Origin of the sequence: Absiella sp. AM29-15 (genome assembly GCF_003434225.1) — a bacterium.
Lineage (GTDB): Bacteria > Bacillota_I > Bacilli_A > Erysipelotrichales > Erysipelotrichaceae > Hoskinsella > Hoskinsella hominis.
The window spans coordinates 55,332-70,953 of the sequence record NZ_QVFL01000020.1; the positions used below are offsets into that span (position 1 = coordinate 55,332).

The 15,622-nt window shown below is 37.6% G+C and carries 20 protein-coding genes; all 20 read left to right on the forward strand.

What is annotated here, in order from left to right:
• The first annotated feature begins 1 nt into the window (after position 1).
• Positions 2–1,132: a cysteine desulfurase family protein gene (locus tag DW761_RS17675; protein WP_117518939.1), complete on the forward strand. Its 1,131-nt coding sequence runs from the start codon at positions 2–4 to the stop codon at positions 1,130–1,132.
• Positions 1,113–2,333: a tRNA uracil 4-sulfurtransferase ThiI gene (gene thiI / locus DW761_RS17680; RefSeq protein WP_117518940.1), complete on the forward strand. Its 1,221-nt coding sequence runs from the start codon at positions 1,113–1,115 to the stop codon at positions 2,331–2,333. The genes DW761_RS17675 and thiI overlap by 20 nt, the downstream gene beginning before the upstream one ends.
• 45 nt (positions 2,334–2,378) lie before the next feature.
• Positions 2,379–2,609, forward strand: a complete 231-nt coding sequence (locus DW761_RS17685; RefSeq protein ID WP_117452221.1) for a hypothetical protein — start codon at positions 2,379–2,381, stop codon at positions 2,607–2,609.
• Positions 2,610–2,697: 88 nt separating this feature from the next.
• Positions 2,698–3,486: a putative RNA methyltransferase gene (locus DW761_RS17690; RefSeq protein WP_117518941.1), complete on the forward strand. Its 789-nt coding sequence runs from the start codon at positions 2,698–2,700 to the stop codon at positions 3,484–3,486.
• Entirely contained in the window at positions 3,483–3,857 is a 375-nt protein-coding gene (locus tag DW761_RS17695) for a nuclear transport factor 2 family protein (RefSeq protein WP_117518942.1), read from the forward strand. The genes DW761_RS17690 and DW761_RS17695 overlap by 4 nt, the downstream gene beginning before the upstream one ends.
• 65 nt (positions 3,858–3,922) lie before the next feature.
• Positions 3,923–5,329: a signal recognition particle protein gene (ffh, locus tag DW761_RS17700; RefSeq protein WP_117518943.1), complete on the forward strand. Its 1,407-nt coding sequence runs from the start codon at positions 3,923–3,925 to the stop codon at positions 5,327–5,329.
• 130 nt (positions 5,330–5,459) lie between these two features.
• Positions 5,460–5,732, forward strand: coding sequence for a 30S ribosomal protein S16 (rpsP, locus tag DW761_RS17705; RefSeq protein ID WP_117452213.1), 273 nt, complete (start codon positions 5,460–5,462; stop codon positions 5,730–5,732).
• A 2-nt stretch (positions 5,733–5,734) separates the two neighbouring features.
• Complete coding sequence (locus DW761_RS17710; RefSeq protein WP_117452211.1) at positions 5,735–5,983, forward strand: KH domain-containing protein; 249 nt, start codon at positions 5,735–5,737, stop codon at positions 5,981–5,983.
• A 34-nt stretch (positions 5,984–6,017) separates the two neighbouring features.
• Complete coding sequence (gene rimM / locus DW761_RS17715) at positions 6,018–6,515, forward strand: ribosome maturation factor RimM (RefSeq protein ID WP_117518944.1); 498 nt, start codon at positions 6,018–6,020, stop codon at positions 6,513–6,515.
• A complete protein-coding gene (gene trmD / locus DW761_RS17720) occupies positions 6,512–7,249 on the forward strand; it encodes a tRNA (guanosine(37)-N1)-methyltransferase TrmD (RefSeq protein ID WP_117452207.1) in 738 nt (245 codons plus the stop codon). Before rimM ends, trmD begins: the two co-directional genes overlap by 4 nt.
• A 267-nt stretch (positions 7,250–7,516) precedes the next feature.
• Positions 7,517–7,864 (forward strand): 50S ribosomal protein L19, encoded by a 348-nt coding sequence (rplS, locus tag DW761_RS17725; protein WP_117452205.1) that lies wholly within the window; start codon positions 7,517–7,519, stop codon positions 7,862–7,864.
• Positions 7,865–7,930: 66 nt separating this feature from the next.
• A complete protein-coding gene (lepB, locus tag DW761_RS17730) occupies positions 7,931–8,509 on the forward strand; it encodes a signal peptidase I (protein ID WP_117452203.1) in 579 nt (192 codons plus the stop codon).
• Between the two features lie 12 nt (positions 8,510–8,521).
• Positions 8,522–9,124: a signal peptidase I gene (gene lepB / locus DW761_RS17735; protein WP_117518945.1), complete on the forward strand. Its 603-nt coding sequence runs from the start codon at positions 8,522–8,524 to the stop codon at positions 9,122–9,124.
• The gene (ylqF, locus tag DW761_RS17740; protein WP_117518960.1) at positions 9,120–9,980 is read left to right on the forward strand and encodes a ribosome biogenesis GTPase YlqF; all 861 of its coding nucleotides are present in this window, start codon (positions 9,120–9,122) and stop codon (positions 9,978–9,980) included. Before lepB (DW761_RS17735) ends, ylqF begins: the two co-directional genes overlap by 5 nt.
• Complete coding sequence (locus DW761_RS17745; protein ID WP_117518946.1) at positions 9,970–10,593, forward strand: ribonuclease HII; 624 nt, start codon at positions 9,970–9,972, stop codon at positions 10,591–10,593. The genes ylqF and DW761_RS17745 overlap by 11 nt, the downstream gene beginning before the upstream one ends.
• Before the next feature lie 90 nt (positions 10,594–10,683).
• Complete coding sequence (locus DW761_RS17750; protein WP_117452195.1) at positions 10,684–11,061, forward strand: hypothetical protein; 378 nt, start codon at positions 10,684–10,686, stop codon at positions 11,059–11,061.
• A 7-nt stretch (positions 11,062–11,068) separates the two neighbouring features.
• Positions 11,069–11,494 carry an NfeD family protein gene (locus tag DW761_RS17755; RefSeq protein WP_117452469.1) on the forward strand — a complete coding sequence of 142 codons (426 nt, stop codon included), beginning with the start codon at positions 11,069–11,071 and terminating at the stop codon, positions 11,492–11,494.
• A 32-nt stretch (positions 11,495–11,526) separates the two neighbouring features.
• Positions 11,527–12,465 (forward strand): SPFH domain-containing protein, encoded by a 939-nt coding sequence (locus tag DW761_RS17760; protein WP_117518947.1) that lies wholly within the window; start codon positions 11,527–11,529, stop codon positions 12,463–12,465.
• Between the two features lie 102 nt (positions 12,466–12,567).
• A complete protein-coding gene (gene dprA / locus DW761_RS17765; RefSeq protein WP_117518948.1) occupies positions 12,568–13,296 on the forward strand; it encodes a DNA-processing protein DprA in 729 nt (242 codons plus the stop codon).
• Positions 13,297–13,369: 73 nt separating this feature from the next.
• Entirely contained in the window at positions 13,370–15,619 is a 2,250-nt protein-coding gene (gene topA, locus DW761_RS17770) for a type I DNA topoisomerase (protein WP_117518949.1), read from the forward strand.
• Positions 15,620–15,622 lie beyond the last annotated feature (3 nt).

Here is a 15,622-nt window from a genome sequence, read left to right on the forward strand (position 1 = left end):
GATGATTTATTTAGATTATGCTTCAACAACGCCAATACGTAAGGAAGTATTAGATACATATACAATGTTATTATCAAAATATTATGGGAATAGTGATTCTTTACATGATATCGGACGTGAAAGTGCCAGATTGATGGAACAAAGCCGTGCAAATATTGCACAGCTTTTCCATGTTCAGAAAGATGAGATATTTTTCACTTCCTGTGCAAGTGAATCTAACAATTATGCGACAAAAGCATATGCATGGGCAAATCAAAGAAAAGGCAAACATTTGATTACGACCTGTGTGGAGCACAGTTCTATTACCAATGCAATGAAACAGTTAGAGGAAAGCTTTGGCTTTGAAGTAACGTATTTACCAGTCAATGAGAAAGGCGTTGTTTCTTTAGAAGATTTAAAGAAAGCATTGCGTAAAGATACCATATTAGTATCTATGATGATGGTAAACAATGAAACAGGGGCAATCAATCCAATCAAGGAATGTGCTGATTATGTTCATCAAAATTCACGGGCAGCTTTTCATATGGATGGGGTACAGGCATTAGGGAAAATTCCGGTAGATTTAAAAGATGTAGATATGGCTACTTTTTCTGCGCATAAAATCTATGGTCTAAAGGGCAGTGCCTTATTTTATAAGAAGAAAAACATACAGGTTTTGCCTTTGATCAGTGGTGGTCAGCAAGAAGAAGGACTTCGTGCAGGCACTAGCAATGCGCCAGCGGATATCGTATTGGCAAAGACATTGCGTTTAGCACTGGAAAGTCTGAATGACAATTATACCTATGTAAAAAAATTAAATACATGGCTTCGGGAAGCATTATCAACATGTGAAGATATTGTGATCAACTCACCAGAAGTGACATCTCCTTATATATTAAATATATCTGTGTTGTGTATTGGCAGTGAGGTTATGTTGAATGCTTTAAATGATAAAGGGTTTGCGGTATCTGCGCAAAGCACCTGTTCATCAAAGAGTAAAGCAATATCCCATGTATTATTGGAAATGGGACTTGGGGAATTAAGGGCAACACATGCCATACGTATTTCCATGTCACATATGACCACAATGGAGGAATTAGAATTATTCGTGAAAGCAATCAAGGAGGTTATTCATGACTATCGAACAAAATAAACTACAATACGACCATATATTGGTGCGTTTTGGAGAATTAAGTACAAAAGGAAAGAACAAAAAAGATTTTATCAAGCGTCTATTAACCAATGTGAAAAATGCATTGCGTGATTATGACAAATTAACTTATGAGCGTACCCATGATCGTATGTATATCATGCTGCATGGGGAAGATCCACATGAAGTAAGTGAACATTTACAGAAAGTATTTGGTATTTCTTCATTTTCATTTGCGATAAAAGTTGCGACCGATATTGAAGAAATGAAGAAAACAGCATTGATCATTGCCCAGCAAAGCGATGCAGAAACATTCAAAATCATTGCACGCAGAAGCTATAAGCGTTTCCCAATGATATCTGATGAAATTAATCGTGAATTAGCGGGAGAAATCCTGCGCAACACATCTTTACGCGTGAATGTGAAAGAACCACAGCTTCGTATTCAGGTGGAGGTACATGAATTTGATACCTATATCATGACCGGCAAAATTGCTGGTGCAGGTGGATACCCTGTTGGTGTAGGTGGAAAAGGAATGGTCATGCTTTCTGGAGGAATTGATTCACCAGTCGCAAGCTATCTGACCATGAAGCGTGGTGTTGCAATTGAATGCATTCATTATGCATCACCACCATATACCAGCAAAGCAGCTCAGGAAAAAGTTTTACAGTTAGCCACAAAACTTGCGCCATACCAGGGGCATATCCGTGTACATATCGTACCATTTACGGATTTACAGCTTGCCATTTACCAAAATTGTGATGAGTCTTATGCAATTACCATTATGCGACGTATGATGTATCGTATTGCCCAGCGTTTAGCTGAGAAACAAAACTGTCTAGCAATTGTGAACGGTGAAAGTATTGGACAGGTTGCCAGTCAAACATTAGAAAGCATGCAGACAATCAACTGCGTAACCAATATGCCAGTGATTCGTCCAGTGGCATGTCTTGATAAATTAGAAATCATCGACATTGCGAAGAAGATTGATACATATGATATCTCTATTCAGCCTTTTGAAGACTGCTGTACGATCTTTACTCCAAAAAATCCAGTGACAAAGCCTACAATACACAAGGCGGAGCATCTGGAATCCAGATTTGACTGGGATAAATTAATTGATGAATGCATAGAAAAAACAGAGAGCATCAATTTATATCCAACCAGCAAGATTGGTGAAGAAGATAACGAAAATATTTTTTAGTATAAATCTCAAAATCATCTCCATACTATTATCGAGGTGATAAAAATGGAAAGAAGAAATCAGCATAACGAACAAGTTCAACAGGACTTATATCAGTACGAAATGGGTATTGAATTAGGCGCAGATGTAGAATCTGAAAAGAGAAACCATCAGCGTGAATATGATGTTGAAAATTGCGGAAAAGACTTCAAAAACGAAGCCAACAACAAAATGAACAACAATCAGAGAAACAATAACCAGAACAACAACAAGTTCAACCAGAACCAGGATCGTTAATAAAGGAGAAGGATTTTTCAATTCAGAAGAATCCTTCTTTTTTTGTCGTCTGAGGTATGGTAAAATAAGAAAGAATGGAGAGAAGAAAATGTTAGAATGTCCAAAATGTAAAAGTGAATTAATAAAAACGAAACACTGTTATCAATGTGTGAACCATCACAGCTTTGATATAGCCAAACGCGGGTATGTTAATCTTTTGTTAGGCAATCATAAAGCAACTGGGGATGATAAGGAAATGGTGAAAGCGAGAACGATTTTTTTAAGCCATGGATATTATACCCACTTAAAAAATCGTTTGATTGAACTATTAAAAGATAAACAAATAAAGACACTGGCAGATGCAGGATGTGGTCAGGGCTTTTATACCAATGCCATACATGACGCATTACAATGTGATACCTATGGCTTTGACTTATCCAAATATGCAGTGGATGAAGCTTGTAAAGCACACAATGGGGTCTTTTATGGTGTGTGCAATATTTTTCATATGCCATTATCAGATGAAAGCTGTGATGGCGTACTATCTGTATTTGCGCCAGTGGATATGAAAGAAAATGCCAGGGTGTTAAAATCAGGTGGATACTTTATCAAAGTAGGACCTGGTCCTAAACATCTGTTGGAAATGAAACAGGAGCTATATAAAGAGGTATATGAAAATACTGTAGAAACTGGTTATGCAGGATTTACATTATGTCATGAAGAACTGTTGGAATACACCATTGATTTACAAAATGCACATGATATCAAAGCATTATTTCAAATGACACCTTACTATTGGCGTACACCAAAGGAAAGCGTGGAACATCTGCTTTCTTTATCTGTGTTGACCACAAGGGTATCATTTCATATTACGATATATCGAAAGGAAGAGGCATGATGGATAGGAAAACAATGATACAATCGTACTTTGAAAGCTGGCTGATACAAGATCGTACGATCTGGCCGGAAATATTTTCAAATGATATTACATATTATGAATGTTATGGACCGTATTATCAAGGATTGGAGCAAATACTCAAATGGTTTGATGAATGGATGCGTTTTGGGAAAGTGATCGTATGGGATATTCATGATTATATGGAATGCGGCAATAAAAGTATCGTGACATGGTATTTTCAAACATTATATGATGGAGATGAAGATGCTTTTGAGGGTGTATCTTTGATCACTTTTGATGAATTTGGCCGGATATGTGAAGTGAGAGAATATCAATCCACACTGCCACATGTAGAAATTACCATGAAATAGCTTTTATAAACAATTTTGCTATGATATAATAAACAAGAATGTAATGAGAAAGGCGGAATTTAATAATGGCATTTGAATCATTAAGTGATCGTTTACAGAAAACGTTTAAAAATATAACAGGAAAAGGTAAGTTAACAGAAAAAAATATGAATGACATGCTGCGTGAAGTACGTATGTCTTTATTGGAAGCGGATGTCAACTATGGTGTCGTTAAAGATTTTATTGCCCGTGTAAAAGAAAAAGCAATGGGCACGGAAGTTATGACATCATTAAATCCTGGACAGATGGTCGTAAAAATCGTTCATGATGAAATCGTTGATTTACTTGGAACGCAGGATGCGCCATTAAATTATAAGGCAATGGGTCTAACAACCATCATGATGGTTGGTTTACAGGGTACTGGTAAAACCACAGCCAGTGCAAAAATTGCGAATGTAATCAAAAAGAAACAAAGCCGTAATCCATTATTGGTTGCATGTGATGTAATTCGTCCAGCTGCAATCGAACAGTTAAAAACATTGGGAGAAACCATCGGTGTTGAGGTTTTCTCTTTAGGTGTAGAAACAAAAGCATTGGAAACTGCTCAGAAAGCAATGGCGTATGCACAGGAAAAAGGTTATGATACGGTGATTTTTGATACCGCCGGCCGTTTGCATATCGATGAAGAACTAATGCAGGAATTACAGGATATTAAAGCATATGTACATCCAGATGATATCTTATTGACAGTAGATGCAATGACTGGTCAGGATATCGTCAATGTGGCAAACAGTTTCCATGAACAATTGGATGTAACAGGTCTTGTTTTAACAAAGCTTGATGGTGATTCTCGTGGCGGTGGAATTTTATCTGTACGTGCAATTACCAATGTACCTGTTAAATTCGTTGGTTTAGGTGAAAAAATTGAAGATTTGGATGTATTCCATCCAGATCGTATGGCAGATCGTATTCTGGGTATGGGAGATATCTTATCACTTGTGGAACAGGCACAGGAAAAGATGGATATGGAAGCAAGTGCCAAGAGTGTAAATCGTATGATGAATGGTCAATTTACTTTGACTGATATGCTGGTACAATATGAACAAATTGAAAAAATGGGTTCATTAGGCGGCATGATGAAGCTGATTCCTGGCTTCTCACAGATGGCAGGGCAGATTGATGAAGATAAAGCAGACAGTAAATTAAAGAAAAGTAAAGCCATCATTTTGAGTATGACACCAGAGGAACGTGAAAATCCTAGTATCTTAAGAGCAAGCCGTAAAAATCGTATTGCCAAAGGTAGTGGAACAAGCGTTGCGGATGTTAATCGCTGTATCAATGAATTTGAAAAAATGAAGACTGTTATGAAGCAGATGTCCAGTATGGCAAAAGGTGGTAAAATGCCTGGTATGGGTGGCATGGGTGCTCTTGGTGGCATGAAACAAATGCGTGCCATGAATAAAGCCATGAAGAAAAATAAGAAAAGAAGATAGAAAGTAAGGAGGAATCCTTGCTTTTTCTATGGAATACGAAAAAAATGCAAGGTGTAAAGTAAAAATACTTGACACCCTTAAAATCTATGGTATACTAAGACAGGTAAAAAGATAAATAGGAGGAATTAACATGGCTGTTAAATTAAGATTAAAAAGAATGGGTTCTAAAGGAAAACCTTTCTACAGAATAGTAGCTGCTGACTCACGTTCACCTAGAGATGGACGTATTATCGAAGCAATCGGTACTTACAATCCAACAACAAACCCTGCAAACGTTACATTAAATGAAGAACTTGCAATGAAATGGTTGAACGATGGTGCTCAGCCTACAGATACAGTTCGTAACATCCTGTCAAAACAGGGTATCATGAAACGTTTCCACGAAGAAAAAAACGCTAAATAATCATGATCGATTACGAAAAAGTTTTATTGGATCTTGTAAAACCGATGGTAGAAGACAAGACGAACGTTTCCGTTAAACAGATGGATTCTTTAGACGACAACGAAATTTTACTGTATGTATACGCGAACAGTGAAGATGTTGCACGTTTAATTGGACGTCGTGGTATGATGGCAAGCAGTATTCGTCAAATGATGTCTGTGGCATCACGTAAAGAAGATAAACGTGTAACCATCAAGTTTGAATCTTATTAGGATGCACAATGCATCCTTTTTTTGGAGGAATAATATGAAACAGATAAAAATCGGTGTTTTAGTGAATACACATGGATTAAAAGGGGAAGTAAAAGTAAAACCAATGACAGACTTTCCTGATATCCGTTTTCAGAAGGGCAATACAATCAATATCCAATATCAGGATAAATTGATTCCGGTTGCGATTAAACATGTTAGAGAACAGAAGGATTTGCTGCTATTGACATTTGAAGGATATGATGACATCAATCAGGTGGAATCTTTTAAGGGCAGCGTATTAAGTATAGATGAATCACAGTTACATGAACTGGAAGAAGATGAAGCTTATTATTTTGAACTTCAGGATTGTGAAGTATATGATGAAACAGATCATTTGATCGGTACTGTTTGTGAAGTAATTGAAACAGGTGCGAATGCAGTTCTTCGTGTAAGGGGAGAAAGAGAATATCTGATTCCATATGTGAAAGCATTTGTCACAGACTTTGATGCGCAAACAAAACGTATCACAGTAAAGATGGTGGAGGGTTTATGAAAATAACCATATTGACCCTGTTTCCAGAATTTTTCGACAGCTTTCAAGCAACATCAATTATCAAACGGGCATTAGATCGTCAGCTCGTTGAATTTGAAACTGTTGATTTTCGCCAATATACCTTAGATAAACATAATCACGTGGATGATACACCATGTGGTGGTGGGCAGGGTATGCTGCTATCCTGTCAACCAATCGTGGATTGTATCAAAGCCGTAAAAACAGAAGGCTCTTTGGTTGTTATGATGTCACCACAGGGTAAAACATTCACGCAGAAAGTGGCACATGAATTCGCAAATGTAAACCATTTGATTTTATTGTGTGGACACTATGAAGGTTTTGATGAACGTATTCGAGATTATGTCGATATGGAAATCAGCTTGGGCGATTTTGTACTGACAGGTGGAGAAGGAGCAGCTATGGTAATATCCGATGCAGTAATCCGTCTGTTGAATGGTGTGATTCTGGAAGAAAGCCATGCAGATGATTCTTTTGAAAATGGATTGTTAGAGTATCCTCAATATACAAGACCTGTAGAATACGATGGAAAGCGTGTGCCAGATGTATTGTTAAGTGGACATCATGCCAATATACGTAAATGGCGGTTAAAACAATCATTGATCAGAACGATGGAAAAACGCCCGGATTTATTAGAAAATCGTGTATTTACAAAAGAAGAAGAGAAATTAATGCAGGAAATCAAGGCAGAACGTGCCTTAGAGAAAGAAAAGTAAAATAAACAGGTAATAAAATCAATAATATAAATTATGTAAAATCACTTTTCAATTACTATTGAAAATGGTATGATTAATACATGAAAGTACCCGTAAACTTTCTTAATAACGACGACAAAAAACAGATGTAAAAAAATGAAAAAAACAATTGCAAAGACGATGATCCTATGATATTATTATAAAGCCTATTGGCACGCGGTTCCGCTGAACATATTCTGATTTATGAACCTCAACGTAATATATGATAGAAAAGGAGCGCCGTGAATTATGAACATGCAATTAGTTAACGAAGTAACAAAATCACAATTGAAGAAAGATGTACCTTTCTTTAAGCCAGGTAGCACTGTACGTGTACACGTTAAGATCAAGGAAGGTGACAAGTCACGTATCCAGATCTTCGAAGGATTGGTAATCTCTAAACAGGGTGGAGGAATCGCTGAAAACTTCACAGTTCGTAAGATTTCTAACCAGATTGGTGTAGAAAGAACTTTCCCTATCCATTCTCCAATTGTTGAGAAAATTGAAGTTGTACGTAACGGTAAAGTTAGAAGAAATAAATTATTCTACTTACGTGGACGTTCAGGAAAAGCTTCTCGTATCAAAGAAATTCGTTAGTAAAGGAAAAGTCGGGTGTCTACTCGACTTTTTCATTAGCTTTTTCGCCTACTGGAGGAATGAAAGATGGCTCGCGAAAACAACAGACATAAAGGAGATTCCAAAGAAACCTTAGGAAAAGTGATCGCTTCAAATTTGTTTTCTTTATTGAAAATCTTTTTGTTGTGTCTTGTCGCAGTCTATGGAACATTTAATTATCTTGTGAAACCAACATGGATCTATGGGGTAAGTATGTATCCAACATTAAAAGATGGTGCTTTTGTGGTAAGCAATGCCTTTGTGGGACATTTTATGGATGTTCACCGGCAGGATATTGTCATTGCCTATGATTCAAAATTTGCGCCAGTCGTGATTGTAAAACGTGTCATTGGCCTTCCAGGAGATACCATTTATGCGAAAAACGATATTGTATATGTTAATGGAAAGCCATTAGATGAGCCATATCTGGAAAGTGACTATGCCAGAACGTTTCGAGAACTGCAAGGCAGCTTTACAAGTGACTTTGGTCCGGTCACATTAGGGGAGGACGAATATTTTCTGATGGGGGATAATCGTGTGAAATCAGAAGATTCCCGTGTGCGGGGACCAATCAAACGTGACGCAATCAAGGCATGTGGTACCTTTGTCATACTGAAGGGAAAATAATAGGAGTAGTTTATGAAAAATCGAAAAGAAAAAAAACAAAGGGATCGCTTGGATATCCTTTTGACGATTTGTGATTATGCAAGGGTTTTTGTGATTGCGATATTGATTTCCCTGCTGGTATTCACCTTTGGTGTTAGAAAAAAAGTAGTATCCGGAAACAGTATGTATCCTATACTGCAGGATAAAGAAGATGTATTGATCAATGTGGCCGCTAGCTATCTGACAAGTATTGACCGTTTTGATGTGGTAGTGGTAAAAAATGAAAATGAAGAACATGATCTATGGGTAAAACGTGTCATTGGCCTTCCAGGTGAAACCATCGCCTACAAAGATGGAAAACTGTACGTTAATCATCAGGTGGTAGAAGAAACATTTTTAGATACAACATATATGGAAAAGGCGATGAAAGAGAAATCCCTTTCTGTATTTACACAGGATATGGAGGAAATAACACTTCAAAAGGATGAATACTTTCTGGCTGGAGATAATCGTGTAAATTCATTAGACAGCCGTACACCAAGTGTTGGTCCTTTTCATAGAAATCAAATCATTGCGAAAGGTGTACTGGTGTATTCACCTTTGTCGAAAGTGAGGTATATATCAGATGGAAATTAAAGAAAGTAAAATACGTATTCAATGGTTTCCCGGTCATATGACCAAAGCAAAACGGGAAATGCAGGAAAAGATGAAGATGGTAGACATGGTCATTGAATTAAGAGATGCCCGTATACCGAATGCCAGCAAGAATCCGATGATTGAAGAATTATGTGGACAAAAGCCACATCTGATCATCTTATCTAAAAAAGATAAAGCGCAGGATGTGATCACCAAAAAATGGATAGATGCATTAAGTAATGAAACTACCAAAGTTATTGCCTTAGATATCATCAAAGAAAATATCACACCCAAAGTAGTCGCAGCCAGTAAGGAGCTGATGAAAGCGAAGATTGATCGTATGATCAAGCGTGGCATACGCCCGCGCGCAATCCGTGCGATGGTGGTCGGTGTACCTAATGTTGGAAAGAGCACCTTCATTAATCGTATTGCGAAAAAGAAAGTTGCAGTGACAGGTGATCGCCCTGGGGTAACAAGGTCACTTCAATGGTCAAAGGTCAACCAGGATTTAGAATTATTAGATACTCCGGGTGTATTATGGCCAAAATTTGAAGATGAAACCGTAGGTGTACTATTGGCGATTACAGGAGCCATACGTGATGAAATTCTTCCATTGGAAGAAATTGCGGCATGGGCAATGCGTTATCTGATTGCCCATCATCCAGACGCACTTGTCAAGCGTTATGGCGTAGAAATCTGTGATAATCCATATGAGATGTTAGAACGAGTTGCCAGAAAACGGGGCTTTATGCGTAATCAAGAAATGGATGAAAAACGTACCATTGAAACATTCTTAAGAGAGATTAGAGATGACAAGCTGGGCGCAATCAGCTGGGAGGTACCAAATGAAATGTGAAAATGAATATGAAATCGCATGGTGGAACCAGGGAAAAAAGAAAATCATAGGAATTGATGAAGCAGGACGAGGACCAATTGCTGGTCCTCTTGTTGTAGCTGCAGTTAGTTTTCCTGTTGGTTTTTCCCATGAAGAAATTTATGATTCAAAAAAAGTAAGTGAAAAGAAGCGAAAACGTTTATTTAAAGAAATCATTACGCTGGCAAGTGAATATCATATCGCCATCATTGAGCCACCAATCATTGATGAACTGAATATTTATCGTGCAACCCAAACGACTATGCAAAAGTTAAGTGAAATGTTTGTAGACGGTGATGGGGTGTTGACAGATGCGATGCCTCTTCCTGAAAATAAGCTGGATGTCATATCCTTGGTAAAAGGCGATCAAAAAAGTGTTAGTATAGCGGCAGCCAGTATTTTAGCCAAAGTCACGCGTGATGGCATCATGCAGGCATATGATAAACAATATCCCCAATATGGTTTTGGCAAACATAAAGGATATCCAACAAAAGGTCATATAGAAGCTTTGCATACTTATGGTGTGATAGAAAAACTATACCGGAAAAGCTATGGACCTGTTGCAGAAATGAATCAATTGACACTGGATATTTAGAAATAAAATAAGAAAAATAAGAAATATAAAAATATGATTGCAAAAAAATAAGAAAGAGAATATAATGAAGATAAGAAAGGTGGTGGCAGTATGTTAGAATGGGTGAAAGGCAATGTGTACACGCTGGTATTGACATTATATCCCAACAACATAACGCTGAACAGCAGCGCTGCTTCTTACTTCAAGGATGTAAGATGGTCGATGATTGGACTGGATAAGGAAACACATCTGCTGGCAATTAAGCCGGTAACAAAAAGAGAGGTGGATCTGCAATTAGTACCTTTGGATCAATTGCATAAGGTATCTGTTGGAAAAGGTTATGCAAGGATTTCAAATAAGACGATCATCGAAGAAATATCGTATATGATTGATGCAGATATTGATGGGCTAAAAGTAAATGCTACATTTGATGAGAAGGAAAATATGCTGATTGCAGATTTATCGCTTCTCGTAAAAGACAAGGGGTGAAATTATGATAACTTTCATTTGGATTGCCATTAGTGTTGGTGCTGTGGTACTAGAGCTGATCACACCAACGGCCTTAGTGAGTATATGGTTTGCTGTAGGTGGCATCATTGCAGTTATCTTGGCTGCATTAAACATGCCATTATGGCTTCAGATTGCAGCATTCGTCATTGTATCTTTTGTCAGCATGCTGGTGGTAAGACCAGTCGCTTCCCGTTATCTTCGTGGAAATACCGTTGCGACAAACGCTGATCGCTGTATTGGTGAAATTGGAATCGTAACAAGAAAAATCAGTGAAGATGCATGGGGAGAAGTGAAGGTAAATGGTGCATTATGGAGTGCTGTTTCCGTAGAACATGATACAATCGAAGAACATGAAGAAGTAAAAGTAGTCGCTATTGAAGGTGCTAAACTGCTTGTTAGAAAAGTGGTTTAACATAGATAAAAAAGGAAAGACAGGTGAGTTATATGAGTTTATTTTGGATTATTGTATTAGTAATTTTAGCATTGATTGTCATTGGATTATTTGCATATCTTGTACGTATCGTACCACAGGCAAAAGCGTACGTTATTGAACGTTTGGGTGCCTATCATACAACTTGGAATACCGGGGTGCATTTTTTAGTACCATTTATTGATCGTGTATCTAATAAGGTGACCTTAAAAGAAGTTGTAAAAGATTTCGCACCACAGCCAGTTATCACAAAAGATAATGTTACGATGCAAATCGATACCGTTGTTTATTTTGCGATTACCGATCCTAAACTTTATACGTATGGTGTCGTAGGACCAATCACAGCAATTGAAAATCTTACAGCAACAACTTTGCGTAATATCATTGGTGAACTGGAGTTGGATGAAACATTGACATCTCGTGATATCATCAATACAAAGATGCGTGCGATTTTGGATGAGGCAACAGATCCTTGGGGCATCAAGGTAAATCGTGTAGAAGTAAAAAACATCATTCCACCACGTGATATTCAAGAAGCCATGGAAAAACAGATGCGTGCAGAACGTGAACGTCGTGAATCTATCCTTCGTGCGGAAGGGGATAAACGTAGTGCTGTTTTAACTGCTGAAGGTGAAAAAGAAGCTATGGTACTGCGTGCAACTGCAAAGAAAGAAGCAATGATTGCGGAAGCTGAAGGTCAGGCACAGGCAATGGAAAGAATCTATCAGGCACAGGCCCGTGGTATTGAAATGATTAAAAATGCCAACCCTACAAAAGAATATTTAAGCTTAAAGAGTCTGGAAACTTATGAAAAGATGGCAGATGGCAAAGCTACAAAGATCATTGTGCCAAGTGAACTTCAAAACATGGCCAGTGTATTAACCAGTGCTAGAGAAATCCTGATTGATGATGCTGAAAAAGAAGTTGAAACATTGGTCAAAGGTAAAAAATAAGGAAGAAAAAGCAGGTATTTGAAAAAATATCTGTTTTTTTAAAACTTTTTTAGGATTTTCACACCTTTTTTACGTATATAGATAGTAGGAGGTGTTTTTTTTATGAGAGAAAAGCTTTTGTATTATGCGGTAAAGTATGATGGTGATTATCAAAAGATCAAAAAAGCCATAGAGAAGGATGAACCATGGGAGAAGATTACCTATGATGGTTGTTACCTGACCATAGTGGATGCGATGTATCCAAAGAAACTCAAACGGCTGCAATATGCGCCATGGGTATTGTTTTATGAAGGGGATCTTTCTTTGATGGAGCGTAATGCGTGTGGGATTGTAGGCAGTCGAAATGTATCTGCATATGGAGCACAAATGTGTCATATCATCACAAATATTTTGAAAGAGAAATATACCATTGTATCCGGTCTTGCCAAAGGGGTAGATGCTTTATCTCATCGATATGCATTAGATACCCATACCATCGCCGTCATCGGCTGTGGCTTAGATGTAATATATCCCAAAGAAAATGCATGGCTGTATGATAAAATACGCAAACAGCATTTACTATTGAGTGAGTACCCCAAAGGCAGTAAGCCTTTTGCTTATCATTTTCCATGGCGAAATCGTATTCTGGTTGGTTTAAGTGATCAATTGGTTGTGGTAGAAGCCCGTAAACGAAGTGGAACCATGATCAGTGTAAACGAAGCGCTCGCAATTGATATACCAGTATATTGTGTGCCACATGACTTTTTGAAAAAGGAAGGAGAGGGGTGCAATCTACTCATATCTCAGGGGGCGAATATCCTAGTGGATGAAGAAGATATTCGCAACATTTGAAATAAAATGTTTGACAAAATCAAAATATACGCTAATAATAGGATACGTATATTTTATCAAGTAGGAGGCTATAATGAAAAATTTAGTAATTGTGGAATCACCTTCCAAATCTAAAACAATAGAAAAATATTTGGGGGAAGACTTTCATGTCGTTTCTTCCAAAGGACATATTCGTGACCTTGCGACAACAGGGAAAGGCGGCTTGGGGATTGATGTTGATCATGACTTTGAGCCAACCTATAAAATCAGTACAGACAAAAAAGCAGTCGTTAAAGAATTAAAAGAATTGGCAAAGAAAAGTGAACAAGTGTATCTAGCAAGTGACCCCGACCGTGAAGGAGAGGCAATTGCATGGCATTTGGCAAATGTATTAGAACTGGATATGGATCAGGATAATCGTATCATTTTTCATGAAATCACGAAAAATGCAGTGACAGATGCTTTTCAGCATCCAAGGAAAATCGATCAGAATCTTGTGAAATCACAAGAAGCAAGACGTATGCTGGATCGTATCATCGGATTTAAATTAAGCAAGCTGTTACAAAGTAAAATCAAAAGCAAGAGCGCTGGTCGTGTTCAATCTGTTGCATTGCGTTTGATAGTAGAACGTGAAAATGAAATCCGTGCATTTAAGAGTGAAGAATACTGGACACTTGCGGCAAATATCACAAAAGATGGTAAGATGTTTGCGGCTTCTTTAAATAAGGTAGATGGAAAAAAAGCTGAACTGAAAAATCAAGAACAGGTAGATGCCATCATCAATCGCTGTCAGGATGATTTTACAGTAGCCAAGATTGAGAAAAAGGTTCGTAAAAAAGAAGCAAAAATGCCTTTTATCACTTCTACATTACAGCAGGAAGCAAGTACAAAGCTTGGCTTTGGCGCAAAAAAGACCATGCAGATCGCTCAAAAGCTGTATGAAGGTATTGCATTAAAAGGCGGCTCACCGGAAGGTTTGATTTCCTATATGCGTACCGATTCTACACGTTTAAGTGATGTCTTTGTAAAAGATGCAGAAGATTACATCGAACAAACATATGGAAAAGAATATAAAGGAAAAGCCAAACAAAAAAACAGTGAAAACGCACAGGATGCCCATGAAGCTATTCGTCCAACTAATATTTTAAATACACCAGAATCTGTGAAAGAATATTTGACGAATGATCAATATAAGTTATACAAACTGATCTATGCACGTACACTTGCATCCTTAATGGCACCAAGTAAATCTGATGTTGTTAATGCGCAGATCGTATGTAATGGCTGTGAATTTAGTGCAAATGGATCAATCTTGACATTTGATGGTTATTTAAAAATATATAGTGCTTATGAAAGTGTAAAAGATGAAATGCTGCCTGCCTTAAATGAAGCAGAAATATTAAAAGAAGTCGAGCTAGAAGGCAAACAGCACTTTACAGAACCACCACTTCGTTATAGTGAAGCACGTTTGATCAAAGATCTAGAAGAAAAAGGTATTGGACGTCCTAGTACGTATGCCATTATCATTGATACCTTACAGGCAAGAGGCTATGTTTCATTAGAACGTGCCAGTGAAGGCAGTAAGACAAAGGTGTTCTTCCCAACAGAACAGGGAGAATTAACTGATACTAAACTACAGGAGTTTTTCAGTGGAATCATCAACGTTTCTTATACAGCGGATATGGAGCATCATTTAGATGAAATCGCAGCTGGTAAACGTGACAATATTGAAGAAGTACGTACCTTCTATCATGAATTTGAACCATTGTTGGAAAATGCATATGAAAATATGGAAAAGAAGGAATTAGAACGTACAGGAGAAATGTGTCCAGAATGTGGCAGTGAATTGGTCTATCGTGTGGGACGCTATGGTAAATTCATCTCTTGTATCAACTTTCCTACCTGCCGTTATACCAAGGGAGAAGAGGATGATGAAAATCCTACAGATGAAGTGTGTCCAAAATGTGGTGGAAAATTAGTGACCAAAAAAGGACGTTTCGGTTCATTTTTAGCGTGTGCAAATTATCCTGAGTGTAAATATATCAAAAGCAACAAGCCAAAAGAAGAACCTGTACCTACAGGAGAAATGTGTCCGGAATGCGGGCATGAATTGGTACAGCGTAAATCACGCTTTGGCACAACTTTCATTGGATGCAGCAATTATCCAAAATGCCGTTATATCAAAAAAGAACCTAAGAAAACAAAAGAAAAAGACGAAACAGAAGAAAAAAAGACAACAGCCAAGAAAACCACAAAGGCAAAAACAACAAAAGCGAAGACGACAAAGAAAACCACAACCAAAAAAGTGGTAAAGAAAAAATCTGAAGCAGAAAAGGAAGCGTAAAAT